This is a genomic window from Kiloniella sp., assembly GCF_048259265.1.
In the GTDB taxonomy this organism is placed as follows: Bacteria; Pseudomonadota; Alphaproteobacteria; order Kiloniellales; family Kiloniellaceae; genus Kiloniella.
In genome coordinates this window covers 165,431-190,376 of record NZ_JBLXHT010000007.1, presented here as the reverse complement: position 1 = coordinate 190,376, position 24,946 = coordinate 165,431, and the positions used below count along the sequence as shown (strand labels likewise).

General features: G+C 46.8%; 26 protein-coding genes and 1 riboswitch. Of the genes, 18 read left to right on the top strand and 8 right to left on the bottom strand.

Annotated elements, in window-relative coordinates:
- Positions 1-329: 329 nt before the first annotated feature.
- On the bottom strand, positions 330-1,214 hold the full coding sequence (locus ACN0QW_RS13005; RefSeq protein WP_417432056.1) for a LysR family transcriptional regulator: 885 nt from the start codon (positions 1,212-1,214) through the stop codon (positions 330-332).
- 116 nt (positions 1,215-1,330) lie between these two features.
- Here ACN0QW_RS13005 and ACN0QW_RS13000 point away from each other — a divergent pair, with 116 nt between their 5' ends.
- From ACN0QW_RS13000 to ACN0QW_RS12980, 5 genes are all read left to right on the top strand, one after another.
- Positions 1,331-1,618: a DUF1330 domain-containing protein gene (locus ACN0QW_RS13000; protein ID WP_417432055.1), complete on the top strand. Its 288-nt coding sequence runs from the start codon at positions 1,331-1,333 to the stop codon at positions 1,616-1,618.
- A gap of 52 nt (positions 1,619-1,670) precedes the next feature.
- Positions 1,671-2,063 carry a YciI family protein gene (locus tag ACN0QW_RS12995; RefSeq protein ID WP_417432054.1) on the top strand — a complete coding sequence of 131 codons (393 nt, stop codon included), beginning with the start codon at positions 1,671-1,673 and terminating at the stop codon, positions 2,061-2,063.
- 296 nt (positions 2,064-2,359) lie between these two features.
- Positions 2,360-3,025, top strand: coding sequence for an HAD family hydrolase (locus tag ACN0QW_RS12990; protein ID WP_417432053.1), 666 nt, complete (start codon positions 2,360-2,362; stop codon positions 3,023-3,025).
- A gap of 61 nt (positions 3,026-3,086) precedes the next feature.
- Entirely contained in the window at positions 3,087-3,959 is an 873-nt protein-coding gene (locus tag ACN0QW_RS12985; protein ID WP_417432052.1) for a hypothetical protein, read from the top strand.
- A gap of 227 nt (positions 3,960-4,186) precedes the next feature.
- Positions 4,187-5,470: an MFS transporter gene (locus ACN0QW_RS12980; protein WP_417432051.1), complete on the top strand. Its 1,284-nt coding sequence runs from the start codon at positions 4,187-4,189 to the stop codon at positions 5,468-5,470.
- 56 nt (positions 5,471-5,526) lie between these two features.
- Here the strand turns inward: ACN0QW_RS12980 and ACN0QW_RS12975 are convergent, their stop codons facing one another.
- Entirely contained in the window at positions 5,527-6,339 is an 813-nt protein-coding gene (locus tag ACN0QW_RS12975) for a DUF2189 domain-containing protein (RefSeq protein ID WP_417432050.1), read from the bottom strand.
- A 388-nt stretch (positions 6,340-6,727) separates the two neighbouring features.
- On the opposite strand from ACN0QW_RS12975, the gene ACN0QW_RS12970 reads away from it, so the two are divergent.
- Positions 6,728-8,452 carry a tetratricopeptide repeat protein gene (locus tag ACN0QW_RS12970; RefSeq protein ID WP_417432049.1) on the top strand — a complete coding sequence of 575 codons (1,725 nt, stop codon included), beginning with the start codon at positions 6,728-6,730 and terminating at the stop codon, positions 8,450-8,452.
- 23 nt (positions 8,453-8,475) lie between these two features.
- Positions 8,476-8,934, top strand: coding sequence for a GNAT family N-acetyltransferase (locus ACN0QW_RS12965; RefSeq protein ID WP_417432048.1), 459 nt, complete (start codon positions 8,476-8,478; stop codon positions 8,932-8,934).
- A gap of 72 nt (positions 8,935-9,006) precedes the next feature.
- On the opposite strand, the gene ACN0QW_RS12960 is transcribed toward ACN0QW_RS12965, so the two are convergent.
- The gene (locus ACN0QW_RS12960) at positions 9,007-9,909 is read right to left on the bottom strand and encodes a LysR family transcriptional regulator (protein WP_417432047.1); all 903 of its coding nucleotides are present in this window, start codon (positions 9,907-9,909) and stop codon (positions 9,007-9,009) included.
- Between the two features lie 140 nt (positions 9,910-10,049).
- Here ACN0QW_RS12960 and ACN0QW_RS12955 point away from each other — a divergent pair, with 140 nt between their 5' ends.
- The 5 genes from ACN0QW_RS12955 (at position 10,050) to ACN0QW_RS12935 (ending at position 13,666) form a co-directional block, all read left to right on the top strand.
- Positions 10,050-10,415 carry a YybH family protein gene (locus tag ACN0QW_RS12955; protein ID WP_417432046.1) on the top strand — a complete coding sequence of 122 codons (366 nt, stop codon included), beginning with the start codon at positions 10,050-10,052 and terminating at the stop codon, positions 10,413-10,415.
- Positions 10,416-10,560: 145 nt separating this feature from the next.
- Positions 10,561-11,358, top strand: coding sequence for a VOC family protein (locus ACN0QW_RS12950; RefSeq protein ID WP_417432045.1), 798 nt, complete (start codon positions 10,561-10,563; stop codon positions 11,356-11,358).
- A gap of 90 nt (positions 11,359-11,448) precedes the next feature.
- Positions 11,449-11,817, top strand: a complete 369-nt coding sequence (locus ACN0QW_RS12945; protein ID WP_417432044.1) for a hypothetical protein — start codon at positions 11,449-11,451, stop codon at positions 11,815-11,817.
- Positions 11,818-12,059: 242 nt separating this feature from the next.
- On the top strand, positions 12,060-13,058 hold the full coding sequence (locus ACN0QW_RS12940) for a glutathione S-transferase family protein (RefSeq protein ID WP_417432043.1): 999 nt from the start codon (positions 12,060-12,062) through the stop codon (positions 13,056-13,058).
- Positions 13,055-13,666 (top strand): antibiotic biosynthesis monooxygenase, encoded by a 612-nt coding sequence (locus tag ACN0QW_RS12935; protein WP_417432042.1) that lies wholly within the window; start codon positions 13,055-13,057, stop codon positions 13,664-13,666. The genes ACN0QW_RS12940 and ACN0QW_RS12935 overlap by 4 nt, the downstream gene beginning before the upstream one ends.
- Before the next feature lie 27 nt (positions 13,667-13,693).
- On the opposite strand, the gene ACN0QW_RS12930 is transcribed toward ACN0QW_RS12935, so the two are convergent.
- The 4 genes from ACN0QW_RS12930 to ACN0QW_RS12915 form a co-directional block, all read right to left on the bottom strand.
- Complete coding sequence (locus tag ACN0QW_RS12930; protein ID WP_299381171.1) at positions 13,694-14,815, bottom strand: FecCD family ABC transporter permease; 1,122 nt, start codon at positions 14,813-14,815, stop codon at positions 13,694-13,696.
- 177 nt (positions 14,816-14,992) lie between these two features.
- Positions 14,993-15,979, bottom strand: coding sequence for an ABC transporter substrate-binding protein (locus tag ACN0QW_RS12925; RefSeq protein WP_417432041.1), 987 nt, complete (start codon positions 15,977-15,979; stop codon positions 14,993-14,995).
- A gap of 57 nt (positions 15,980-16,036) precedes the next feature.
- Complete coding sequence (locus tag ACN0QW_RS12920; protein WP_417432040.1) at positions 16,037-17,011, bottom strand: ABC transporter ATP-binding protein; 975 nt, start codon at positions 17,009-17,011, stop codon at positions 16,037-16,039.
- Between the two features lie 55 nt (positions 17,012-17,066).
- Positions 17,067-17,255: a hypothetical protein gene (locus ACN0QW_RS12915; RefSeq protein ID WP_417432039.1), complete on the bottom strand. Its 189-nt coding sequence runs from the start codon at positions 17,253-17,255 to the stop codon at positions 17,067-17,069.
- A 107-nt stretch (positions 17,256-17,362) separates the two neighbouring features.
- A riboswitch (cobalamin riboswitch) is annotated at positions 17,363-17,583 on the bottom strand.
- A 155-nt stretch (positions 17,584-17,738) separates the two neighbouring features.
- Between ACN0QW_RS12915 and ACN0QW_RS12910 the strand changes: the two genes are divergently transcribed.
- Both ACN0QW_RS12910 and ACN0QW_RS12905 read left to right on the top strand, forming a co-directional pair.
- Positions 17,739-18,710, top strand: a complete 972-nt coding sequence (locus ACN0QW_RS12910; protein WP_417432038.1) for a tetratricopeptide repeat protein — start codon at positions 17,739-17,741, stop codon at positions 18,708-18,710.
- A 165-nt stretch (positions 18,711-18,875) separates the two neighbouring features.
- Positions 18,876-19,565, top strand: a complete 690-nt coding sequence (locus ACN0QW_RS12905; protein ID WP_417432037.1) for a hypothetical protein — start codon at positions 18,876-18,878, stop codon at positions 19,563-19,565.
- A gap of 35 nt (positions 19,566-19,600) precedes the next feature.
- Here ACN0QW_RS12905 and ACN0QW_RS12900 read toward each other — a convergent pair whose 3' ends face one another.
- A complete protein-coding gene (locus tag ACN0QW_RS12900) occupies positions 19,601-20,500 on the bottom strand; it encodes an NAD(P)-dependent oxidoreductase (protein WP_417432036.1) in 900 nt (299 codons plus the stop codon).
- 320 nt (positions 20,501-20,820) lie between these two features.
- Between ACN0QW_RS12900 and ACN0QW_RS12895 the strand changes: the two genes are divergently transcribed.
- The 4 genes from ACN0QW_RS12895 to bla all read left to right on the top strand — a co-directional run bounded on the left by ACN0QW_RS12895 (position 20,821) and on the right by bla (position 24,916).
- The gene (locus ACN0QW_RS12895; protein ID WP_417432035.1) at positions 20,821-21,849 is read left to right on the top strand and encodes an ABC transporter substrate-binding protein; all 1,029 of its coding nucleotides are present in this window, start codon (positions 20,821-20,823) and stop codon (positions 21,847-21,849) included.
- 215 nt (positions 21,850-22,064) lie between these two features.
- A complete protein-coding gene (locus ACN0QW_RS12890) occupies positions 22,065-22,832 on the top strand; it encodes an ABC transporter ATP-binding protein (RefSeq protein WP_299379755.1) in 768 nt (255 codons plus the stop codon).
- Positions 22,825-23,784, top strand: a complete 960-nt coding sequence (locus ACN0QW_RS12885; protein ID WP_417432034.1) for an ABC transporter permease — start codon at positions 22,825-22,827, stop codon at positions 23,782-23,784. The genes ACN0QW_RS12890 and ACN0QW_RS12885 overlap by 8 nt, the downstream gene beginning before the upstream one ends.
- A gap of 259 nt (positions 23,785-24,043) precedes the next feature.
- Positions 24,044-24,916, top strand: a complete 873-nt coding sequence (gene bla, locus ACN0QW_RS12880; protein ID WP_417432033.1) for a class A beta-lactamase — start codon at positions 24,044-24,046, stop codon at positions 24,914-24,916.
- Positions 24,917-24,946 lie beyond the last annotated feature (30 nt).

Here is a 24,946-nt window from a genome sequence, read left to right as displayed (position 1 = left end):
ATTCAGGAATGCAAATAACAAAATCAGGAAAATAACCACTTTGGAGAAATGCCTGGAATTGGAAAATACCTTTAAAACTAGCATATAGATCAAGGGTGTTATAAAGGGAAAGAGGTACTTTCCGCCCATAAGAATAACGATGAAAAGAGGCATTGGATAGGGAGTAAGAATGTTTGGTACCCCAAATAGTCTCATGGATAGAGAGACGAGGAACAAAAGTCCTGCGCGCCAAATAACCAAGCTCTTTCAGGCATTCTCATTGTTCCTTTAATTGGAGTATTTCAGAATAATCAACTTAAAGTGGTGTTGCGAAAAATCAAGTAAGATCATCACTCACTCTCAATAATGCCTTTCCGTTCCTTAATCCGTTGGACGAAGAAGTCGATAAAGGTGCGGATGCGGGGGACGCGGCGTAGGTCTTTGTGCATCAGCAGCCAGATGTCGCGCTGGCTGACGGTTTGACCGGGGGTGAGGCGGATGAGGTTGGGATCTTGCTCGCCGATAAAGCAGGGCAGGATGGTGGCTCCGATGCCAAAGCGTACAGATTCCAGTAGGGTAGCGACGGAATCACTGCGCAGGCGGCACATATGATCGGGAATTTCTGGGGCCAGTCTGGGCCACGTGGGTGTTGCTGTGCCATCGTCCCAGTTTAGCCAGACAATCTTGTTATGGTCGCCTTTTAAGCTGTCGAGATAATCCCGGGAGGCGTAGGAGGCAAAGGTGGCGGTTGCCAGCTTGCGTCCAAAGAGATCTTCATTGGGGGTATTGGTGGCGTAGAGCGCCAAATCTCCGGGCAATGGATTGTTGGATATATTTTTACCATCCATATCCTGCGTGCGAATGCGTAGGTTAATATTGGGATATTTTTGCAAAAATTCGGACGTCACAGACATCAGCAGATGGTTCGAGAGAATATCGGTTGTGACGATATGGATTGTGCCGCCTTGTTCCTCGCTCAGTCCGGCGATGTTCTGGTTGATATCTTCAACTTCTTTTTCCAGTCGGGCGGCACCCTCAAATATTCGTTGTCCAGATGGGCTTAGCGTGTTGCGCTTGGCGCTTCCAATAAAGAGGTTCAGGCCCAGCCTGTCTTCAAAGGATTGGAGCTTGCGCGATACGGTGCTTTGGTCCAGGCCGAGCTGTGCTGCCCCGGCTGTGATTGATCCACAGCGGGCAACGGCCAGAAATATACGAAGATCATCCCAATTTTCCATCCATGCAATATAGCATGATTTTCATGTAAATCTATCTATTTACGATTTTTGTGCATGTGTGTGACAGTGCTTTTACACATTGAACTCTGTTATATATTCAAAAAAGGACCCCTAACATGTCTGCATATTTTGTTGCTCATTTCGACGTGAAAGATCCCGCTAAACTGGCGACCTATTCAAAAGCTGCGGCCCCGATTATTGCCGCGTTCGGTGGTGAGCTGTTGTTCAAAGGCGGGGCAGATAAAGTTCTGATCGGAACTGACCCGCTACCGAGTACGGCGGTTTTCCGCTTTCCTGATCAGAACAAGCTGAATGCTTTTTACCAATCCCCGGAATATCAGGCTTTGACCTCCGCCCGCGAAGCGGGTGCAAACATGGTGCTGTCAGCTTTTGATGCTGCATAGGACTGATGCATATATAAGAAAGCCAGTTGAGATCATTCAGCTGGCTTCTTTTATGACCAGATGGCTTTCTTCCGAAAGAAATACGATGCCGCCAAAATCAAAAGACTTGCGACCCGAAAACGTAATGATGCCTGAAAACACAAGGATGCCTGAAAATACAAGGATGTTTGTGATCGACCTCACATATATCGTTCCGCTTGAAGCGGTTGATCCCTTGATTGATGATCACATAAGCTTTTTAAAAAAGTACTATGCACAAAATGTATTTATCGCTTCGGGGGCAAAGGTCCCGCGTGACGGTGGGGTTATCCTCGCGATATCGGATACCAGAGAAAAGGTTGAGAACCTGATCAAGGAAGACCCGTTTCATCAAAATAAAGTGGCCTGTTATGCCATTACGGAATTTTGTCCAACTATGATGGCCCCCGATGATTGGATTACGTGATGATTCGGTTAATAGAGGGCCAATGCCTATAAAATCATGCTCTTGACGGGCAAGGAGCGGCAAGACGGTGGGGCCAAAGGTTTTTATGAAAGTCTGGGTTTTTCTGATGAAGATAAATACGGAATGACTTTACGAAAGCTGCCCGCGCGTAAATAATGTTTTTGTTTTTTTGATACACCTTTTCCTTCTTCGGTCGTTTCCTTTTGTTTGTCCTGTTCATCTGGACCGATTGAATTCCTTTATTTCTATATTTTTTTGCCCTTCAATGCGGGGGTGTGAATACGGGAGTGCGCCTTTTGCCTTTTGATGCCAGTGAGTTACATGCCGTTGTTTTTGATATGGATGGCCTGTTGATTGATTCCGAAGCGATCTATCTGCGGTCTTCGGTTGATGCGGCCAAGGCATTGGGCTTTCATCTAAGTGATGATCTTTACAAGTCTGTGGTTGGCCTGCCCATGAAGGCGGGGGAGAGCATTATTCGCAAGGGCATGGGCTCAGGCTTTCCCTTTGATGAATTCAACAGCAAAATGCACGAATTGCTAGAAATTGAATTTGCGCGACAGGTTCCCTTGAAAGCCGGTGTCGAAGAGCTTTTGGCACATTTGGCGGAACGTGATCTGCCCATAGCGGTGGCGACCTCTACCAGTAGAAAACGGGCAGAGAGCCATTTGGAACACGCAGGGGTTCGGTCTTATTTTTCCACGATTGTGACGTCTGATGATGTGTCCCGTGGAAAGCCCGACCCTGAACCCTATCTCTTGGCGACAAAGGGGTTGGGCGTATCCCCCCAAAGCTGCCTCGCGTTGGAAGATTCCCACAATGGCGTGCGTTCAGCCCATCGGGCAGGCCTGCAAACCATCATGATCCCCGATATGCTGGCCCCAACCGATGAGATTTCTGAACTCTGCATCGCGGTCATGGAAAGCCTGCACAAAGTACGGGAACAATTTCTGGTTTCATAGTTGTTTGTTTTGATGTGGTGTGGGTATAAACATCAACCTTGAGGAGAAATGAGAGTTCAAAATGACAGCAATCCCGTCGACCATTCCTGCAAAACTTCCTGTCTTCGATACGTTGCTTGATGCTTTTAGTCTTTGGGGGCGTAATTTTTTATACTTTGCCCTAATCGCTGCTGTTTTTGTGACGGGAATTACTCTCTTTCCTATCGAAGAAGTCCCTGATTTTATCACCGGGATTACAAACGGGGAAACACGTTTTCTTTATCTTGCTGACGTGGCTATTACCCTGTTGCTTACCTATACACTCTATTGGTTGGTTTCCTGGCGTTGCTTCCATCAACTAAATAATGCGGACAGTGAAGAAACAGGTAACTGGTTTCCCAAAGAATTTTTGCGTTTGAACACTACGCTCCTAATCTTTTTGATTATTGCAGAGGTGATATACCCAGAGATTGAAGTGTATATCTATGATGCGTATACCTCTCATGTTTTGGTTGATCGTTTTCTGCGCTCTGATAATCCGGGGTCTATTCTAAGCGAATATTCTATCGTTTTGGACATCGCCCTACAGGCACCAAACTATATATTTGGTATTTTATTTTTTGTTTTTATACCGCTTTCCGTGATTGAAAAGCCAAAATTTATGAACGGGTTAAAGCGTACACTAGAACTCAGTAAGGGCAATTATTTTGCTATTCTGGGGCTGTTTTTATTGAACTTGGTTGTTGCAGCTGTTCTTGGGGCGATCATCTGGGCTTGTTTCTCTTTTTTGGCTGAATTTCCCGACCTCTTTGATTTGTTAGCTATTCAGTCAAAGTTTTTTGTTCAAATCTTTGTACCTTTTGTTCAATGGGGCCTGATGCTTACGTTCACGGTTGCGCTTTGGGCCGCGACTTATGCACGCCTTTTAAGGTTGAGAGGTGTTGATTTGATGTGAAATTAATGCTTTCTGATCAAAAATAGCACGAAAGTTTTACGATCGAATAACATCAGGACAAACGACTTCGGCGTGATAAAAAAGTTGGATTGACCTTGCCAAGTAAACTTCTTAAACGGCGCAAATAAGACAGGTTCATTGAAAAAATCATCATTCTTGTCGGTGATAAGAGAGACGTTATTAAAAAAACATGCTCTTTTAAAACCAACAGGTTATGAGGTGGTTAGATGTTCCAACGTCGAATTCCTGAATGGCTTCGTCATGCCCCAGTGCCGGGAGCAAAGGGCTTTGCTGTTCTGTCCGGTATTGAATCAATTTCCCGCGGTATTTTGATCTCTGTTTTCCCCCTCGTGATGTATCGGGCGTTTCAGGATACGTTGGTTGTTTCTGAAATATATTTCTTTGTGGGCATTATCTCGCTCGTTTGCGGGTTACTGGTGCCATGGCTTACCCGTTTTATTCCCCGTCGTTGGATGTATTCGCTGGGGGCTGTTCTTTTTATTGTTAGCTCTTTTCTGGCAATAGAGGGTTCGGCCATTTCAATCGCGCTGGCACTTTTTTCCTATACTGTTGCGGTGGTGATCCTCTTTGTTTGTTTTAATGCCTATGTTCTGGATTATGTCGCAAAGGTTGAGTTGAAGCGCTCTGAAACCTTGCGATTGTTCTATAGCGCATTGGCTTGGTCTGCGGGACCTGCGGGTGGTGTGTGGTTGCTGCAATGGTGGACGCCTGCACCATTTCTTGTTTCGGCCTTGGGCGCGACTGTCTTGCTTGTTGTCTTTTGGTGGATGCGCCTTGGGGATGGTAAGCTCATTACCAAAGCCCGCGCCCCAACGCCCAATCCCGTGGCTTTTATTCAACGCTTTTTTGTGCAGCCAAGACTGATCGCTGGGTGGTTGTTCGCGGTTATAAAATCCTGTAGCTGGTGGGTTTATATCGTTTACCTGCCGATCTATGCAGTAGAGACCGGGCTGGATGAACGTATTGGCGGGATTGCCCTGTCAATTTCGAACAGTCTGCTGTTTCTGACGCCTTTTATGCTGATGTGGATTGAACGAAATTCTGTTCGCCACGCAATCCGCGTTGGTTTTTTTATTGGTGGCGGCGTTTTTGTCGTGGCGGCGTTCAGTGCATCCTTGCCTTGGGTAACAGTTGGTTTTCTGCTGCTCGGAACACTGTTTCTTATTTTGCTGGATATCTGCGCTGGTTTGCCCTTTCTTATGGCGGTTAGACCGTCAGAGCGAACTGAAATGTCTGCTGTTTATTCCACCTTTCGGGATGTATCCGGCATTATTAGTCCGGGGGTTGCGTGGCTGGTCCTACTTGTTGCACCTATCTCGGCGCTATTTGCAGTCGCGGGGCTTGGAATGTTTGCTGCATGGGCTGTTGCGGGGCAATTACATCCAAGACTGGGTGTTCAAAAGCAAACTGTTGTTTCACAGCAAGATGATATCGCCCCAAATGATATAAGGGGAGACAGTCAGATTGTTACCGAAGGTTATCATACATAACAACAAAATTTAGCTGTATATTGGGCGGGCTGTCTTTTGCCCGCACCATATATAAGCTACTCTGCCACCACCTTGCGATAGAGATGCCATGTGGAATGCCCCAACACAGGCATGACCACGCATAACCCGACAAAGAACGGGATCGACCCGATCAGCATTGAACCCGCTACAATGGTGCCCCACACCGCGATGGGGATCGGGTTGGTCATGACAACTTTGACCGATGTTTGCACGGCCAAAGCGGCGCTGATGTCTTTGTCTAGCAACATGGGGAAGGAAATCACGCTGATGGCAAGAACCACAACGGCAAAGACAAACCCAACGCTACAGCCGATAAGGATCAGGTTCCACCCCGCGGGTGTTGTCAGGACCTGACCAATGAAGACACCAATTGACGTGATTTCAGTGGTGCCAAAAAGCGTGTTGAAAAGCATAAGCGCGGTGACCAGCCAAACCAGAAAAATCGCCGTGAGCAAAATCCCCAAGGCACTGATCGATCCGATGGCGGGGGAGTGGCAAATGTTAAAGACGTGACGCCAAGCCAAGCTCATCCCCTTTTCCCGACGACGGCTGAGTTCGTAGAGGCCTAATGCGGCGATGGGACCCAACAGGGCAAAGCCGGATACGATGGGAAAGGCGAGGGGGATAATGTCATACCCGGCGGTCATACGGGCGGCCAAAAGGCCGATGATGGGATAGATAATAGCCAACAAGAGAACATGGCTGGACCTGTGTTTGAAATCATTCAGCCCCTTGGCGAGAACATCCATAAGATCTTCGACGCTAATTTTATTGATTTTGGGAATGCTTTTTACGGCGTCCCTTTCCAGATGGGCGACGGGATCATATTGCGTTGCAGTCTTTGGCATAAGCTTTTCTCCTGAACCAATGGTTCGCGAACAGCACAGACAACTTGATACAACTTTACAGCTAGGCGACAGAAAAAACCGATCAGAAGGAAAGGAACAAACAATCTGCCATTCCTCAAAGACGGTTTATGACACCACCCCATAGGGCCGCTATCCGCTTATCTGTTGCGTATATTACACGAAAAGAGCACAGCCGTCACCTTGTGCGGGAGTGTTGGGGACATTGTTCAGGTGAAATCAACCTTGATGATTGTTTTCGGATCTATTTATAAGGCGCGATTTTATATGTTTTCTTCAATAATCCTAAAATCATCTTATTACCCATGCTTGTTCATTTAAGATAACGGATTATAGTGTTCTTTCTGCAGAAAGACGTGGGGGCGTGAAAATGCGATTTTTACTTGTTGGTTTGTTGATTTTATTGACTGCAGGGTGTGTAGCAACCAAACCAGCAAAAGAGCCATCAACCGATACGATAAATTCTAATCTGGACTGTAGTGTCGCACTTCCTTTGTCTTGTTTTACGCTTGGCAATAAGTACCGGGATGGAAAAGGAGTTGATCGGGATTATCTGAAGGCCGTTCAGGCATATGAGCTTTCGTGTGATTTTGGCTTTAACCCCGGATGCCATAGCCTCGGTGAAATGTATTACAGCGGGAATGGGGTGAAGCAGGACTATGTTACAGCTGCGACATATCTAAATGAAGCCTGTCTTTCCGGGTATAAATGGAGCTGTTTACGTTTGGCTAGCCTCTACGACAGAGGCTACGGTGTTGAGAGAGACGTGGATAAGGCGACGGCGTTATATAATAGAGCTTGCGACAAGAATTTTTCAGAAGGCTGCTTAACCCTCGGAACCCGCTATTATAATGGATATTATACTCAGCAAGGGGTCGAGCAGGATTATGATCAGGCCTATCTGTATTATAAAATAGCCTGTGAACAGGGAAACGGGGAAGGCTGTCATAATCTGGGTATTCTTTATGCTTTGGGCAAAGGTGTTGAACCGGATAAAGACAAAAGCTTGGGTTATTTTCAGCTCGCCTGCAAATCAGGCTATGAACCCTCTTGTCTAAAAACAAATGAACCCCAGCATAAAAAGCAGAACACAACTCCTTTTTATCTGAAGCAATATGTAAAGATTAATTATCAAGAAAAAGCCAAAAAACTAGAATTTTCATGTCAGGATGGGAATGCTCAATCCTGTGCTGATTTAGGTGCATTTTATACCTATGGAACAGGTGTGGCACCGAATAGGAAAAAAGCATTTAATTATTTTGATCAAGCTTGTTTAGCGGGAAATGCCAGAGGCTGCTCGGGTGTGGCTCAATATTATAATAAAGGAGTATTCGTTCCGAGAAATGTCGATAAAGCGGTTTCTCTTTTTAAAGATGCGTGTGATGCTAATTTTTACCCAGGGTGTTTGAAACTTGGTGAATTTTATGAGACAGGGGTGCGTGGTGCTCCTGAAAATAAGCAAGCGATAGCTCTCTATGAAAAAGCATGTGAGGGTGGTTTCCCTAATGGATGCATCGCCCTAAGTTTTGTCTATCAGAAAGATCAAATTGTAACGAAGCAACTAGCTTTATCCCGCGAGTATTGGGATAGAGGGATGTCTTTGTCCGAAGCATCCTGTGAAAAAGGTGACGTGGTATTCTGTTCTCAACTGGCTAGGATGTATCGCTATCCTCATCGAAAAACCCGTAACGGCGAAAAAGCTATCGATCTTTTTCAGTTTTCGTGTGAAGGCTCTTACGGATACGCCTGTAATGAAGCCGCTGATATGTATCGTTTAACCGATACAGTAAAACGCGATATGGGGAAAGCGACGCATTACTATAATCAGGCTTGCAAACTCGGTTACGCAAAGGGATGTCATAATCTGGGATATTTAAAACGGGTGGGCTTGCGCGTTGATCAAAATTATCCCGAAGCTTTGATGCTATACGAAAAGGGATGTTCAGGAGAGAACAAGGCTTCTTGTTATGACCTCGCCCGTATGTACGAAGAGGGCGAAGGCACCGACAAGAATATGATCAAAGCAAAAGAATTCTATACGAAAGCCTGTGATCTTGGGCATGTATATGCATGTAATAAATCCAAAGAGTTTTAGCGATCTTTGAGAGGGAATAAAGAATGCTAAGAACAAGGCCAGTTGAAAGCCGTGATCTGGATTTGATTTGTGAACATCGTCAAAAGATGTTCCAAGCGAGTGGAAAACCCCGTGAAGAGGAACTCGCGGCGATGGATGTTCCCTTTCGCGATTGGCTGAGGCCACGTCTGGAAGATCGTAGCTATTTTGGATTTATTGTTGAAAACGAAGGTGAGGCCATTGGTGGTATTGGCTTGATGGTTATTGACTGGCCGCCACACCCTTCACATCCGCAGGATGGTCGCCGGGGATATGTGCTTAATATGTTTGTCGAACCTGATTATCGTGGGCGAGGTGTTGCGACGGATTTAATGAAGGCGGCAGATATTGAATTTCAACGTCGAGGTATTCGCTATGCTATCCTTCACGCAACCAGCAAGGGGCGCCCTCTCTATGAACATTTGGGCTGGTCCGGGACAACAGAAATGGCAAGGCAATATTAATTCTCGGTTTGCATGATATAGAACCTTATTCTTTCATCCATTCAGCCTGTCTTTTGTTGTTAATGCGTGTTTTTAGTTCATTGGCTTATCGCTGACAGAAGAGGGGGAACGCAATTGTTCGCGGATAAGTGTGATAAAATCGCGGACGCGTTGTGGCGGTTTGGTGTCAAACTGATGCAAGGCATAGATCGGGGCGATACCAAGGGGAGATACTTTTATTAGAGAACTGATTGCGTCGATTGAGGTCGCCGTGATGTCTGGTAATCTGGCAATCCCTAGGCCACTTTGGGTCAGCTTGAGGATATCGGGCAGGCTGTTACAACGTGCACGTGGTAGAACTTTAAAAGATACCCCTTGCGGCAAACTATAGCTTACCGGGTTTCCCTGCCATTCATTGGCAATATGATCCCATTTTTCCAAAGCCTTCAGATTATTTGGAATGCCGCCTTGCGCTTTGATGTAATCTGGATGTGCGTAGAGGCTTTCGCTTAAAGTTCCAATCTTTGTCACGCGGGCGGTTTGTCCCGTCAGTTTGCCAACGCGAACGGCAAGATCGATATGCTCTTCGATCAGTTTGATCGATGCGTCTTCGGCGACCAGACGTACAGACATTCGGGGGTAACGATTCAGATAAAGCTTGATTGCGGGGGTGATAACAGCGGCACAAAGTGCGTGAGGGGCGGTAATGGAAAGAGTACCCTGTGGATCGCCCTTATCTTCCCAAATATCTTCCAATGCATCGTTGTAGGCGTTCTTTATGGCAAGGCAGCTGTCATAGAAACGTGCACCTGTATCCGTTAAGGTCAATGATCGGGTACTGCGCTGGAGCAAGCGGGTATTCATGTCTGCTTCCAAACGGGAAATTGCCTGACTGATCGCGGATTTACTACGCCCCAAACGGTTGGATGCCGTGGTGAACGAGCGTGTGTCCACAACCTCTATAAAGGTCAGTATGTCATGAATATTAGGCTTCATTGTTTAATTTTCCTAAACTATGAAATTATCTAATGTCATCTTATCGTCTTTGGCTTCTCATGCAATAAAGATCCTGAAATCAATCAGATGAAAACAACCCAAGTGGTCTAGGATATTTGGGTGAATTGAGGAGGTGTAAAATGACGACAGATCTAAAAGCAGCGGTTATCAAGGCGAGTGAAAAGTGGAAAACGGCCTTTAATTCAGGTGATGCCGTCGGATGCGCCGCCTGTTACGAAGCAGATGCGGTTATGGTTGCAAAACCCTTTGGGGCCTTTGCTGGACGTACTGAAATCCAATCCTTCTGGCAGAACCTGATCAACGATGGCTTTAGCGGTGTTGACTATCTAAATCCGGAAATCACGGTTCAGGATGAAACATCAGTTCTTTTAACCAGTGGCTGGAAGATGAACAAAGCGCATGGGGTTATTACTCGTGAACTTTGGGTGCTTCAGGCCGATGGCACGATGGCGTTGCGCGAAGATCACTTCGAAGCCCAGGGATAAATTCTTTTAGGGCTGGGGAGGTTGAAAATAGCAAGAGCAGCCTTAGGATTTGATTTCGATAGGTGTCTGGTTTCGTGTAAAGCCTACAGGGAGTAACATGGAGAAAACGAAGGGTTCATTTGCTTTTAAGTGAAGGTATTTCTAAATGGCGCACATAACAGGTATATATTTTCGAGTGCCGGATTTTTCAGGTATTTGTGAGTTTTACGCTGACTTGCTAGGGATGACCATTGTTCGCAAAGATGCAGACTGTATTGTTTTCAGTTTTGATCCCTCTAAAAATAACCTTGTATTTCAAAAAGCTGATGTCTCTGACTATTACGCTGGGCCACACGACTTTTATTGGAAAATAGGAATTACCCTCAAGAACCTGGACGAAGCCGTTAGTTATTTGCGGGGTAGAGGCCTTACCCTAAACGATCCCTATCAGTTCAGGGATATTGGATATATGACTAAGCTCACAGATCCCAAGGGCTTTCATATTGAGCTACTGCAACAAGGGTTTGAGGGGAATGAACAAGCGCTTGATCTTGGTTCCCTCGCGTCAAGCCATGCCATCGCTGATCAGGCTATTCTGGCGCATATTACGCTGCGTGTTACTACCCTTGTCGCGGCGCGGGAATATTTCGAAAAAAAACTGGGGATGCGTCTGATGTCGATCCAGCCAGTAAATGACAGAGGGTTTTGTCTCTATTTTTACAGCTGGAATAACGAAGCGCTGCCCGATCCGGATCTGAAAGCTGTGGCTAATCGCGAATGGCTTTGGCGCCGCCCCTATAGTTTGATTGAGCTACAGCACTGGGAAAATTCGGCAGTGCAGATTTCACAAACACCGATGGATCAAGCAGGTTTCAATGGCTTTTCTTTTGGTGATGAAACTCTGAATGGTAAGGCTGGTTCTGTTGAGCACAAAGTGACCTTAACCGACATGTCGATAATTTAATCTCGTAAAAGTATTGTTTAAAGCTCCTGACAAAATGCTGTCAGTAGGTCGGTGTTATAGATAAGCCCATCTTTTAATGGGAACCTTAACATGCAATTTGATGCCGACCTGAAGTCTGATCACAAAGATCTGTTCCTTTCCGCTCGTGAATATCTGCTTTCCTTTGCCGGGATGTTGGAAATCAGGAAAGAGCGCATTACCACCTATGCCTATAAAAGCCCAGATGCCTCATCTGTGCGTAACAGAGCCGCGGGTAATATTTGTCATATGCGAACCATGCCCTATGGCATCGATCTGGGGTTCTTAAAGGGCGCACGTATGAAAGATGATCTGGGGCTTTTGCAGGGTGCGGGGAAAGCCATGCGTGTTTTACCGCTTCACCAACTGAATAAAGATATTATCAGGTATTATATAGATCAGGCCATTCTGATAAATAATAACCGCAAAAACGATAATTAGGGAAAATTATATTGTTCTATTTTTGAGACAATGAGTTTGAATTTACCCGGCTTGTTCTGATTGTTTGCTGGGGTCATATTTCTAATCAAGAAAGGCGCTGTGGGTTGATGGCAAAAATAAAACCTCAACCCACAGCCAAATTTTTGAAAATGACTTAATCGTCGAACATTTTTTATCCACCTTCGGTTCTTATATCTGCTTTGGGTGAAATGGTCGGCGATATCGCAAAAGGAACTGGTAATATGCCCGGCAAATTGATCAATGGTATCTGGACCCGTGAAGAAGATATCAAGGCAGCCGAAGATGGTCAGTATCGCCGCGAGGAAACGTCGTTCCGTCATTGGATCGTGCCGAAAAGCGTTGGCCGTGATGAGACAAGTGCTGCTGATGGAAATGGGACAAATGAACAGGGCGCAAAATTTACACCCGAAGCGGGCCGTTACCACCTCTATGTCAGTGATGCCTGTCCCTGGGCACACCGCACTTTGGTTATGCGCTCGCTCAAGGGATTGGAAGGTGCAATTTCTGTATCAACGGTGAACCCGGTTTTGCAAGATGACGGATGGGAATTTACTAATGTCTCTGGGGATGTTGAGGGCGGATATCCCGAGCATCTGTTTGGCAAATCCTTTTTGCGGGAAATCTATACCGCGGCTGATCCAACCTATACAGGGCGGGTCAGTGTGCCGGTACTTTGGGACAAGAAGTTGAACACCATTGTCAGTAATGAATCAGCAGAAATCATCCGTATGTTGAACTCTGCTTTTGTCGGTGTTGCGGGCAATGATATTAACTTTGTTCCCGATGACTTGAGGGACGAAATTGATGCGGTCAATGATCTGGTATATCAAAAGATCAACAATGGTGTTTATCGCTGTGGTTTTGCGGGTACACAAGCGGCTTATGAAGATGCGGTAAATGGTTTGTTCGATACTTTGGACGTGCTTGAAACGCGGCTTGACGGCGCAGAATATCTGATCGGGAACCAATTAACCGAAGCTGACTTGCGCCTGTTTACAACCTTGATCCGCTTTGATGCGGTGTATTTTTCCTTGTTCAAGTGCAACCTGCGTCGCATTGCTGATTACCCGAACCTGTCTGCGTTGGTAAAGCGGATCTATGAACAGGGATCAGTTGCCCAAACGGTGAAGTTGGATCAGATCAAGATCCACTATTGGGGTAGCCTGCGCCAATTGAACCCCACGGGCATTGTGCCTGTTGGTCCCGAGAAAGTATTATGACCTGGCAAACCAAGGATCGGGATGGAAAGTGCGTTACGAACAACCCCGTCGTACTTGCTGTAACAGACCATGTGCCGTTGATAGAACAAGATCGTTACGAGGCACTGGTTGACGAGCTGCATCAGCTTTTTAAAACCGAGGATGGTTTCTTATCGGTTGATACGGTTCGTTATAATCGGGATCACCAAATGGAATATACGGTTCTGTCCAGATGGGTGGACGAAGTGTCTGCAAAGAAGTGGCGCGAAAACCTGCGGATCAAAAACGTGCTGATACAAATCGAAACCATCACCGGGGGCGTGGCAGATATGATGGTCGCATCAGGGGGCGGACTTTGGTTCGACCACATACGATTTGATCATATGGAGGGGATAACAGCAGAGGACACAGAACCGGGCTTGCCCCCAATCTGGAAGCGTTTCGTCCTGAGTGTGATTGGTGTTTATCCGATGTTGATATTGTTGCTTGAACTTATCGGCCCGATTATCGGCTTTTTACCACGGTTGGTACAGGACTTCATTCTTGTTGTTGTGTTATCCGCACTACTGACCTGGCCTGTTATGCCGTTTCTCAGTCGTATCCTGCGTCCTTGGCTGATGGTGAGATGAATGTTGTTATTGTTGTTGTATCGGTGGCTATCCTTTTTTACCTTGGCCCAATAGCCAGATAAAGAACAGGCCACCGACCAGTCCGGTTATAATGCCAATAGGCATATCTTCGGGGGCCATGATGGTTCGGGCCGCAACGTCAGACCAGATAACAAAGATCGCCCCGACAAGGGCTGATCCCGGCAGGATGTATCTGTAATTCCCGCCGACCAGACGGCGAAGTATGTGCGGGATCATCAGACCGACAAAGCCAATAATGCCGGAAAAGGCCACCATCACCCCCGTTACCAAGGCCCCGACGATAAAGATAATAAGCCGGAAGCGCGCGACAGGTATCCCAAGGGTCGAAGCCGTTTCATCTCCAACCGTCATGGCATTGAGATCGCTGGATTTAAGATAGAAATAAAGCCCGCCAAGCGTCAGGATGGTCAAGGGGTAAATCAGTTGTGACCATTGGGCAAGGCCAAGACCGCCGAGCATCCAGAACACAACGGTATGGGTTGATTTTTGGTCCCCAAGAAAGATGAGGATATTCGCCCCGGCCATAATGACAAAAGACACGGCGACCCCGGCAAGGATAAGCCGATCAGCAGATGTGGATGCGGTCATGCGGGACACCAAAAGCACAAGGCCAGATGCGGCCAACGCGCCAAAGAAAGCAAAAAGCGGAACCGTCGCCAGCCCCAAAAACATGCCTGTGTGTAACAGGGCAATGATCGCCCCGAATGCAGCACCGGATGAAATGCCCAATAGATGAGGATCAGCCAGCGGGTTTCGGGTCACTGCCTGTAGGGTTGCGCCGACAATAGCCAGTCCGGCACCGACAAATCCGGCAAGGATGGCACGGGGAAAGCGAATGTCCCAAACGATCGCCTCGCGCCCTTTGGACCATGTCTGTTCGATCGTGTCTGGAGAAATCTTGTTCAGAACAATGCCCCAAACCGTCTGGGCAGGGACAGAGATCGCACCAATAGAAACGGCTAAGGAAAAAGAGATAATAAGAAAAAATAACCCCAGTGTGATCATCACGGTCATTTTTCGTTCTGATAATTGGGATGATAAAACCGACACTCGGTTTCGGGGCTGTGTGGTCTTCCACGCAGAGTGCCCGTGAACCGTGTCGTCCCCAAGGGGGGATCTTTTACTCATACTCTCAAATTCCTTAGTTTGTTGCCCTAATGAAGGCAGCAGTAACGGATTCTTACGTCGTGATAGGGGCGGCGAATGGGACGGGCCAAAGGCGGGGGGGCAAACAAATCACCATCCCAAATACTTCGCCCAAATAGGGTCTGTAATCCCTGAACTTATGCTTTAGGGCATTGGGACTTATGACCCTTGGAAGCCTGCGGCAAGCTTCTTCACAGCTTTGATGTTACGAGGACCGGGGGTTGCTTCGACATATTCAAGAACAACAAAACGGTCATTCTTGACGGCATCAATATCTGCAAAGGCAGGGTTGTTTTTCATGAACGCGATTTTCTGTTCGGCTGTGACCTTGCCATAATTCACGATCACGACAACTTCCGGGTTGCGATCAACAACTGATTCCCAGCCGATTGTGCCCCAGCTTTTTTCGAAATCGTCCATGATGTTCTTGCCACCAGCTGCTTCGATCAGGGCTGTCGGCATCGCATAGCGACCGGCGGTAAAGGGTTTGTCTTCGCCACTGTCATAGACAAAAACACGCAAGGGTTTTTCCGGTGATTTCAGGTTGTCCCGAATGGCGGCCATTTCAGATTTGTACCCGGCGACAAGTGCTTCTGCTTTTTCTTCAATGCCGAAAATTTTGCCCAGATTCAACAGGTCGTTATACATATCAACCATTGTAATCTTTGGGCGATCGATAATGTGGCTACAGGATTCAGTTAGCTCATAAACATTAATGCCAAACGGGGCGAGGGTTTCTGGCGTTACTTCGCCGCCGACTTTCATGCCATAGTTCCATCCGGCAAAGTACAGATCGACATCGTGCCCGATCAGGGTTTCTTTGCTGGGGTGTTTGGCGGCCAGTTCGGGCAGTTCCTTAACCTGATGACGCATTTCTTCGTCCAGCGTTTTCCAGCCTGATACACCCGTATAGCCAACCATGCTATCGCGCAGGCCAAGGACCAGCATCATTTCTGTCATATTGACATCGTGAGATACGGCTGCTTTCGGCGGGCTGTCAAAGGTAACCTGTCGGTTACAGCTTTGGACCGTGACGGGGTCGGCAGTTGCCTGTACTGGGGTCAGAATAGCAGCAGCTGTCAGGGATGCAGACAAGATACTGCCTGCGACAAGACGGGAAGATGACAGTGAGTTTTTAAACATCATATTTTCCATTGATAGAGGTAAGTTTATGTAAGCTGTTCTGTGGAAACACAGAGGCGGTTATCGGGAAAGGTGAAAGGTAAAGTGAGGTTGATCACTGGGCATCAGACGCTGAATGCGACTGGTAATCCCAAAAGCTTGATCAACAAGGGGTTCAGTCAAAACCTGATCTGATGGGCCAAAGGCCAAACTGTGACCATTGGCGAGAACCAGAACATCATCTGTATGTTGCCCCACAAGATTGAGATCATGCAGGCTGGTGATGATGGTCATATTCAGAGTACGTAAAAGCGAAAGTACTTCGAGTTGATGGCGAATATCCAAATGGTTTGTGGGTTCGTCCAGAATAAGAACATGCGGTTCTTGGGTCAGGGCACGGGCAACCATCACGCGCTGTCGTTCGCCGCCTGACAAGGTGCCAAAGGATCGTTTGGCGAAACTCAATAGGCCCAAGGTTGTAAGGGCGTTTTCGATAATCGCTTTGTCTTCTGACCCAACTTGGGAAAACCCACGACGGTGCGGCGTACGACCCAAGGCAACGATTTCCCAGACTGTTAGGGCAAAATCAGTAGGTTGTTCCTGAAGAACAGCGGCTATTCTTTGCGCGGCTGAACGCGGGGACATGGCCCATAGATCTTCGTTATCTATCAATACTTGCCCGGTTCGGGGCTGGTGAAAGCGATAGAGCAAACGCAACAGGGTTGATTTTCCGGCACCGTTAGACCCGACAATGCCCAGAACGCGTCCCGGTGCTGCACGAAAACTGATATTAGACAACAAATCAGGTTGTCTTTTTGGCCCCCAGGAAAGGTCTTTGGCCTCAAGTAATGCAGCCTCAAGCATTGGGGCCTTATGAGATGTTGCCGCATGAGATTTGGGTTCATGAGATTTAAGCTCACGGGATTTTGGCCCATGAAATTGTGGCTCAGGGGGTAACGTTTTTCGTGACGCTGGATCTGGCCTTGTCGCTAAGTCAGGGGCGTCTAGATTAGATATGGTCAAACCAGATGTATCCTGTAGAGATGCACGTTTCATTTTGGATGAAAAACAATATGAATTGTTATGTTATAACGTTTCGATTTATTGTTTTCTACAGGGTATAATCCCGGGGCGCAATCCCTCGAAGCGCACAATCGTGCCCATAGGTTGATCGCGTTGAAAGTACAAGAGGCAAGAGCTGTGTTTTCGCTCTTCTATCCTTGTCTCCCCGACTGCCGATAATGTTGGGGCAATTGTTCAGAAAGTTGTCTGATGACTTTTGGGTCGTGTTCTTTTTCATAGCACCCTCCGTGCCTGGGCAGAGAGGGAGGAACAGCGATATCAGGTCGCGGCTTACAATGCCGGATAGCCATCTTTATCACCCATCCCGAGGCACCCCGCCCGGTTAGCGTTGATAACAAAAATGGCAGGTCTCCTGACTTGCGGGTCGAAGCAACATCTGAACCTTCCCGAACCCTATGGGGTCAGTGGTTTATCTCAGAATAGCTCGCCGCTTACAGTTGCGGGGGCAGTCACGGAATTGGCACCTGATGGTTACACCGCACCGTGTTCCCTTTTCATTCCGGACTCAGCTTTGAAATCCAGAAACCATCGCCGCAGATGCTGTCAAAAAGAAGGCGAATAATCAAGGTGAAAAATCTATGGTGACTTAAAAACGGATCGATCATAGTTTCATTCTTCTCTTCCTTGTATCGAGCGAGAAGATCAACTATTGCTAGAACACTGATTAATGTGTGGGTAATTATTTTTTAAAAGAACAGATATGAAATTTTTATACTGTAAATTATTTATAACTATTATAACCACTTTCCTCTCCTATCATGCGGCTTTTGCCGATCAACTGACAGATAATAAATTGGCTACGCTTTTTGACGAGTGTGATAGAGCCGACATGGATGCCTGTAACAATCTTGGTGTGTTGTATGCTGAGGGTAAGGAGGTTGCTATTAACACGAACCAAGCTCATGTGCTTTTCCTGCGCGCATGTGATGGTGGGCAAGGAATAGGCTGCGCTAATTTAGGGGAGTTATATTCAAAGGGAAAAAGTGTTCCACAAGATATGGGCAAGGCTGCTTTATACTATGAACGTGCTTGCCAAATGAAAACTGCCGGGAGCTGTTTTTCAATATCTAAATTGTACAAAACGGGCAGTGGTGTCGCCATGGATACTCAGAAAGCCTTTTCCTATTACGTGCAGGAAAGTGAATTGAGTTTGAAATCCGATGACTATCAATTTCCCTTTTGTCTTCAGCTTGAAAAATCGAGTTGTTATCAAGTCGCATATGAGAACAAGAGAAAAGCTGCTGAAAAAGAAAAGCTTAGAATTGTAACAAGGGTATGTAAACAAGGTATTCCCTGGGGGTGTTATGAGTTGGGGGGGCTATATAGAGAAGGCCGTGGCGTAGATAGAGATATAAAAAAGGCGCTATCATATTATCAGGGTGCGTGTAGTGAAGATAATCCACAACTTTGTGATGAGATTGAAGCTGTTTACCAGGAAAGTACTGGCATAGAAAAAAGTGACAAAAAAATAAATTCTTTTTATGAGCAAGCTTGTGCAGATGGTGATGGGCTAGGATGTTACGGTCTTGCCAACCTTTATTCCAAAGGGATACATGTTAAACAGAGTAGGGAAAAGGCGCGTATGTATGTTGAAAGAGCATGTGATTATGGGGAAGCGATTGGCTGTATCACTGCAGAAAAATACAATAATAAAAACAAGGCTCTTCAATAAGCTAAGGATGCAATTGCATTGTCTTAAGACACTAAGCTGTATTTTTTAGCATCAATATTTCTCAATAGGTTCACATGAATGATTAGAAATTCGTTCTTTCTTCTTACATGCATTCTTCTGTCTTTTAGTATGGCGAAAGTCACGAAAGGAGAGGGAAGCTCAGTAGTGTCGGGATATGTTCTTGACCAGTCAACTATGCAACCTGTCGTTGGCGCAATCGTAGAGTATCAAGAATGGAATGTGTCATCAAAGGCCAAAAAAACGAAGGATAATGATGGACCTAACCATGATAAAAAAGCATTTACAGATGCTCATGGGCATTTTGTTCTTACGTTTGATTCAAATCGTGTACTGAACTATTCAACTGAAAAAGGCGAATTTAACGGATATCCGATAAAGGTTAGTTATCAAGATAATACCTTATTTTCTATTCTCGATGTTTCTACTTCTGAAATGCAAAAAAAAGCGAGTAAGAAACAGGGTTTTCATAATTTAATTATAATTGATCCGGAATGGATTGTTGCTCCTCCCCCGACGACACCTGCATTTATCAGCTTTTTAGATCAACTCAATTTAAGTACGATCTCAGCAACAAACTGCGTTGGAAAAGGAGAGATTTATCAGAGGTCTAGGGTTGCTATATATGCTCTTAATACTGCACGGAAAGTAAGTTGGCGGTATAAAAGTCTTTCCGATTTTGATTTTCAAATAGTTACTCAAGCTTATTTAACTGTAAATCGATTGTGGCAGTATTTCTTTTACTCTTGTCAGAGTAGAAAAGGGATGGGGGCTGAGCATGCACGCTTTTTATCAGAAAGTATTAACAATGAGATTGCGCCCCATTTGAATAATTAAATAACTTTACCAGATTAGCGATGGCGACGAAATGTTCAAACTCCCCCCTTTGATGCTGGTAGTCGTTTTCTTAATGCCTCGATGACTTTGGTTTCTGCTGAGGCTGCGTAACCATCGTCCATAGCGGCCTGAAAGGCATCAAGTGTGGCGGCACCGATTTGTGGAGACAGGCCAAGTTTGTGGGCGTACTTCAAGCCATAATCCGTGTCTTTCAAGCGCCATTTTGTCGAAAAGAGAACGTTTTTTTCATGGGCTCCCTCAACCATCAACGGGGCGTTTCTGGCAACCTGTGGACTGCCAGATCCACTTGTGCCAAGGGCCTTTGCCACAAGGTTGAGGTCCAACCCGGCGCGTTCGGCGGTGATTAAGCCTTCTGCTGCCGCGGCGATCTGTATGGACCCCATTAAATTGACGATCAGCTTATAGGCTGTGCCAGATCCTATGGCGCCAAAATGAATCAGGTTTGATGAAATGCTTTCCAGATAGGGGTGGGCTTTATCTATGGTGCTTTGTTCGCCGCCCAGAAAGAGGGTGAGTTGACCGCTTGCCGCCGCATCGGGCAGCCCGGTCACAGGACAATCCAGATAATCCAGCCCTTTTGTCTTTGCAGCGGCTGATAGTTCTTCAACCCAATCGTGGGACAGGGTCGAACACTCTATCGCCAGTGTGCCGGGCTTAAGGTCAGCGTTCAACACACCGTCTGGTCCCATCCACATTGCTTTTGACGCAACGTCATCCCCCACCATAACAAAGATCGCATCGGCATCCTGCGCCGCCATCGCCGGAGACGTCGCGAGTGTGGCACCACGATCTACCAATGGTATCGCCTTTTCGCGTGTCCGGTTAAAGACATGCACATCGTGACCTGCATCGATAAGCCGCCCGGCCATCCCTGTACCCATCAGGCCAGTTCCTAAAAATGCAATACGTGCCATGGTTGTGTCCTTGAATTACGGTGCTGCGGAAGAAGTTATTTTTTTGATCGGGGGAAATAGTTATCTGTCATTGTCCGCAGCGCAAGGACTATCTTGTGATCATTTTGGTTGTTTCTGGTTGGGTTACTTGACCAGATGCGGAAAATTAGGCACAACTTTCTTCTGAATTCATTCTAATTTATATCAAAAAATAACCTGTAATCGCAGTCATCTAGTCATTCTTTGACCTTTGTTAGGTTTTGTCCCCTGATAGGTTGGGGAATTGAAGAATACGATCAAAAAGACAGATATCTGCGAGCGATGAACAAAGGCTTGAAAAAATGAAACTGAACCGTCGTGAAGCATTGGCGTTGATGGGGGGCACTTTGGTTGCATCCACTGTTGCTGCATCCACATTGGCAACACCTGCCTTTTCCAAGAACCGTAAAATTACCGTTGGTGCGTTGCGGTTTACCAGCCATGCGGCAAGCTTTATCGCGCTAGAGCGGGGATACTTTCAGGAAATGGGTCTGGATGTTGAACTGAAGTTCTTTCAGGCGGCAACACCCATGGCGGTAGCCATCGCTTCTGGCGATGTTGATTTTGCCGTGACGGCCATTTCCGGCGGGTTGATTTCACTGGCTGATAAGGGCGCGATCAAGGTTATCGGGGGCGTCTTGTCAGAAGAACAGGGCATTGATGGCCAGAAAATACTGGTATCTGACGCAGCCTTCAAGGCCGGGGTAACATCGCCGGACAAACTGGATGGCAAGACCTTTGGCATGACCACCGCCGGATCATCTTTCCATTACATGGGCTCTCAAATTGCCGCAAAGGAAGGCGTTGCCCTGAAATTCAAGCCGCTTCAAAAGGTTGGGGCCATTATCGGTGCGCTGAAAACCGGACAGATTGATGCCTGGTCTATTGTGCCACACATTGCCAAGCCTCTGGCTGGGTCTGGCGCAGTTCATATCATTGGCGATGTGTCAGACTATCTGCCGAACTATCAGGTTACGACTGCCTTTACCTCTGCCAAGAATGCGGCGGAAGAGCCTGAAATGACCAAGAATTTTATCGCGGCTTACAGCAAAGGTATCGCCGATTATAACGCAGCGATGGTTGATGGCACGCTGGGCGATGCGGGGCGCGCAGAAATGGTCGATCTGATCCACCAATATGTCTATGCCGATAAACCACGGGAAAAGGCGGCTAAGTCCATCATTAATGGATCTATGCGTTTGAACCCCGGTGTGGCCATGAATGCGGGTTCTATTGAAAAACAACTGAACTGGTTCAAGTCTGAAAATCTGGTAAGTGGTACGATTGGTCTGGATCAGTTGATTGATAGCAGTTACGTGAAAACCCTTTAAGGGCGTTATCCTCGTTTATGGGCCACTGATTTATGGGGCCGTGATTTATGGACCAGTGACTTATTGAATTGGGTTTTGCTCAACGGGATTTTGCTCATCTGGGATCTGCGTATAAGCGGCGGGGTTTTATACTCCGCTGTTTCTTTTTGATTATAACAAGTTAGTTCTATGATTTTGGAACTTTATGGGTATCAGGTTTATGGATATTAAGCGTTATGGATATTAAGCTGGCGGGCATTCATCATACCTACGGCGACCGGGAAGTCCTGCGCGATATAAATCTGGATATTGCCTCGGGGCAGATCGTTTGTATTGTCGGGCCGTCCGGTTGTGGGAAATCAACACTGTTGCGGTTGCTCGGGGGGCTGGAACGGCCCACTTTGGGCGATATTCTTCAGGTCGGGAATACGCCCGAGGGGTGCCTCAATCCGTTGACTTATGTGTTTCAGGACTTTGCCCTGTTGCCGTGGCGCACTGTGGCCGGAAACATTTCACTGGTTCTGGAAGATCACGGCATTGGTCAGGCCGAAAGCCAAGAAATTATCAACGATGTTCTTGCACGTTGTAAGCTCAGCGATTTTGCCGATGTCTTTCCCAAGCAGATTTCTGGCGGTATGAAACAGCGAGTGGCTATTGCCCGCGCGCTGGCGGTGAACCCCGCTGTTATGTTGATGGATGAGCCACTCTCGGCGCTGGACAGCCAAACCCGTGAACTTTTGATGGACGATATTGTCTCGCTTTGGACCCGTCAGCCCTTTACTGCTGTGTATGTGACCCACAATTTGGCCGAGGCAGTACGGTTGGGACACAGGATTGTGGTGCTTTCCCGTCGTCCGGGGGAAATCCGCGAGATCGTGAACATTGATAAACCCTTGTCAGAACGCAGACACGCCGACCCGGATTTGGAACAGCAGCAAAACGCCCTGTGGCAGATGATGCGGGACGAGGCCATGGCCGCAGATGCGGAGCTGATCAATGCCTGAGAAGACAAAACTTGAGAAGTCAAAACCCGAGAATTTAAAGCCTAATAATGCCAAACAAGCATCCGAACCGAATTCAGGAATGAATACGCGAGATACCAATGTTTCTGTGTCAAATATTGGTGCCCCAAATACACCAGTTAAAGCTCCTGAACAAATGAGCCAAACCAAAGGGCAGCCTGTCCCTTTTCGTGGTGGCGGCTTTGCCCCGGTATCCCGTCCGTGGATGGGATTTGTGGTGTTTTTTGCCCTGATATCTTTTCTCGAGGCCGGAACCCGCATCGGGTTTATTTCGGCCCTGACCATGCCCAAACCATCGGATGTTTTCAATTCCTTTGTCGAGCTTTATAATTCTGGGTTGTTGTGGACGCATTTGGTCCCCAGCTTTACGCGCTTTGTCATCGGGGCTGCTATCGGTAGTTTAATGGGCGTTAGTCTGGGCATTGCTATTGGCCTGTTCTCTTATGTCCGGGCGGGGCTGGTTCCCTTGATCGCGGCGCTTTTCCCTGTGCCAAAGATCGCGTTACTACCGCTTTTTGTGATCTGGTTTGGTATTGACGAAGCATCCAAATACGCCCTGATCGCCTTTGGGACTTTCACGCCGATGGTTGTGGCCACCTATGGGGCCGTGGACAATGTGGACCGGGGCCTGATCCGCATGGGACAGAGCTTTAACCTCTCGTGGTTTTCCATCGTTCGCAAAATCGTCCTGCCGGGTGCCATGGCGGGTATTTTGTCGGGCCTGCGTATCGGGCTTGCCATCGCCATTATCCTGTTGGTTGCCGCCGAAATGCTGGGCGCAGAATACGGCATCGGCGCATACATCCTGCAAGCCGGATCACTCTATGACCTTGAACGCCTTTTCACAGGTGTTGCCATCCTCTCGATCCTTGGCGTGCTTGTGAATTCTGCTATCGGATTGATTGAACGGCGCGTACTGCGCTGGCGGGGGTGAGGATCTTAGTGTTTAATGTCTTTATATTCTGAAATATAGTAATTTTGGATAAAAAGAATGAATTAGTAACCTCGAAAATATTGATCTCGTCGCGAATATGATGTGTGATTTTTCGACTGTTTTCTTTTATGTTCTATCGTTTGAAATTTTTATCAAACGCCATTTTAAATCCAAAATTCATCTATAAAAAAACATAAATAAGAACGAGAGTTGAAAGCTCTAAATTTCAATTTTATTCATTTTTAAGGTGTATTAAGTGATGGGTATTTCACTGCAAAATTTCCAAACAGCTGTTGGCATCTTTTGTCTGGTTATCGGTGCCTCATCTGCTGGGGCGGCGGATCGTATTGTAGAAACAGTGACAGGTTTGGAAGAAAGTATCGGGGGCCGTATCGGTGTTGCTGTTTACGACCTGCAGACAGGGCAAAGTTGGGAATATCGATCAGATGAAAAATTCCCTATGTCCAGTACCTTTAAACCTTTTGCCTGTGCCGCATTACTGATGCAGAACGAGAGAAAGGGCGAAACGCTGGAACGTATGGTTTCTGTATCCAAAGATGATCTGGTTTCCTATTCACCGGTTATGGAGAAGTATGCGGATGATGGAGAAGTATCATTACGAAAGTCATGCGAAGCAACTGTTTCCATCAGCGATAACACTGCTGGTAATCTTGTTCTGAAAGAAATCGGTGGCCCCGAAGGATTTACCAAATTCATGCGTTCAATCGGGGATAATACGACACGACTTGATCGGTGGGAGACAGCGCTTAATGAAGCACAGGTGGATGATTTACGGGATACAACAACACCAAAAGCCATAGCAATAAGCTTGCAAAAACTGCTTATTGAAGATGCTTTGTCTCCTGAATCTCGCGTAGAGGTAACGGATTGGATGCTTAATGATCAGGTGGCTGATGATCTATTCCGATCCAAATTACCCAGGGGATGGAAAATCGCTGATAAAACAGGTGCAGGTGGCTTTGGGTCGCGAGGCATTATTGCTGTCATCTGGCCGCCGTCGCGTAAGCCTGTTGTTGCTTCGGTTTATATGACTGGAAATGATGCAGATTTTAAAACCCGAAATGCTGCTATTGCAGAAATCGGTGCTGAAATTTTTGAAGCACTGGAGTGATATTTCTATATTCCAGGTCTGGTTCTTTTA

What these genes read in the sequence shown, in the direction of transcription:
- ACN0QW_RS13005 (WP_417432056.1), bottom strand. Translation starts at nt 1,214, where the DNA reads ATGGAAAATTGGGATGATCTTCGTATATTTCTGGCCGTTGCCCGCTGT.
- ACN0QW_RS12935 (WP_417432042.1), top strand. Translation starts at nt 13,055, where the DNA reads ATGACCTGGCAAACCAAGGATCGGGATGGAAAGTGCGTTACGAACAAC.
- ACN0QW_RS12900 (WP_417432036.1), bottom strand. Translation starts at nt 20,500, where the DNA reads ATGGCACGTATTGCATTTTTAGGAACTGGCCTGATGGGTACAGGGATG.
- ACN0QW_RS12955 (WP_417432046.1), top strand. Translation starts at nt 10,050, where the DNA reads ATGACGACAGATCTAAAAGCAGCGGTTATCAAGGCGAGTGAAAAGTGG.
- ACN0QW_RS12915 (WP_417432039.1), bottom strand. Translation starts at nt 17,255, where the DNA reads ATGAAAAAGAACACGACCCAAAAGTCATCAGACAACTTTCTGAACAAT.
- ACN0QW_RS12945 (WP_417432044.1), top strand. Translation starts at nt 11,449, where the DNA reads ATGCAATTTGATGCCGACCTGAAGTCTGATCACAAAGATCTGTTCCTT.
- ACN0QW_RS12895 (WP_417432035.1), top strand. Translation starts at nt 20,821, where the DNA reads ATGAAACTGAACCGTCGTGAAGCATTGGCGTTGATGGGGGGCACTTTG.
- ACN0QW_RS12985 (WP_417432052.1), top strand. Translation starts at nt 3,087, where the DNA reads ATGACAGCAATCCCGTCGACCATTCCTGCAAAACTTCCTGTCTTCGAT.
- ACN0QW_RS12910 (WP_417432038.1), top strand. Translation starts at nt 17,739, where the DNA reads ATGAAATTTTTATACTGTAAATTATTTATAACTATTATAACCACTTTC.
- bla (WP_417432033.1), top strand. Translation starts at nt 24,044, where the DNA reads ATGGGTATTTCACTGCAAAATTTCCAAACAGCTGTTGGCATCTTTTGT.
- ACN0QW_RS13000 (WP_417432055.1), top strand. Translation starts at nt 1,331, where the DNA reads ATGTCTGCATATTTTGTTGCTCATTTCGACGTGAAAGATCCCGCTAAA.
- ACN0QW_RS12950 (WP_417432045.1), top strand. Translation starts at nt 10,561, where the DNA reads ATGGCGCACATAACAGGTATATATTTTCGAGTGCCGGATTTTTCAGGT.
- ACN0QW_RS12930 (WP_299381171.1), bottom strand. Translation starts at nt 14,815, where the DNA reads ATGAGTAAAAGATCCCCCCTTGGGGACGACACGGTTCACGGGCACTCT.
- ACN0QW_RS12925 (WP_417432041.1), bottom strand. Translation starts at nt 15,979, where the DNA reads ATGATGTTTAAAAACTCACTGTCATCTTCCCGTCTTGTCGCAGGCAGT.
- ACN0QW_RS12970 (WP_417432049.1), top strand. Translation starts at nt 6,728, where the DNA reads ATGCGATTTTTACTTGTTGGTTTGTTGATTTTATTGACTGCAGGGTGT.
- ACN0QW_RS12995 (WP_417432054.1), top strand. Translation starts at nt 1,671, where the DNA reads ATGACCAGATGGCTTTCTTCCGAAAGAAATACGATGCCGCCAAAATCA.
- ACN0QW_RS12980 (WP_417432051.1), top strand. Translation starts at nt 4,187, where the DNA reads ATGTTCCAACGTCGAATTCCTGAATGGCTTCGTCATGCCCCAGTGCCG.
- ACN0QW_RS12960 (WP_417432047.1), bottom strand. Translation starts at nt 9,909, where the DNA reads ATGAAGCCTAATATTCATGACATACTGACCTTTATAGAGGTTGTGGAC.
- ACN0QW_RS12940 (WP_417432043.1), top strand. Translation starts at nt 12,060, where the DNA reads ATGCCCGGCAAATTGATCAATGGTATCTGGACCCGTGAAGAAGATATC.
- ACN0QW_RS12965 (WP_417432048.1), top strand. Translation starts at nt 8,476, where the DNA reads ATGCTAAGAACAAGGCCAGTTGAAAGCCGTGATCTGGATTTGATTTGT.
- ACN0QW_RS12890 (WP_299379755.1), top strand. Translation starts at nt 22,065, where the DNA reads ATGGATATTAAGCTGGCGGGCATTCATCATACCTACGGCGACCGGGAA.
- ACN0QW_RS12885 (WP_417432034.1), top strand. Translation starts at nt 22,825, where the DNA reads ATGCCTGAGAAGACAAAACTTGAGAAGTCAAAACCCGAGAATTTAAAG.
- ACN0QW_RS12920 (WP_417432040.1), bottom strand. Translation starts at nt 17,011, where the DNA reads ATGAAACGTGCATCTCTACAGGATACATCTGGTTTGACCATATCTAAT.
- ACN0QW_RS12975 (WP_417432050.1), bottom strand. Translation starts at nt 6,339, where the DNA reads ATGCCAAAGACTGCAACGCAATATGATCCCGTCGCCCATCTGGAAAGG.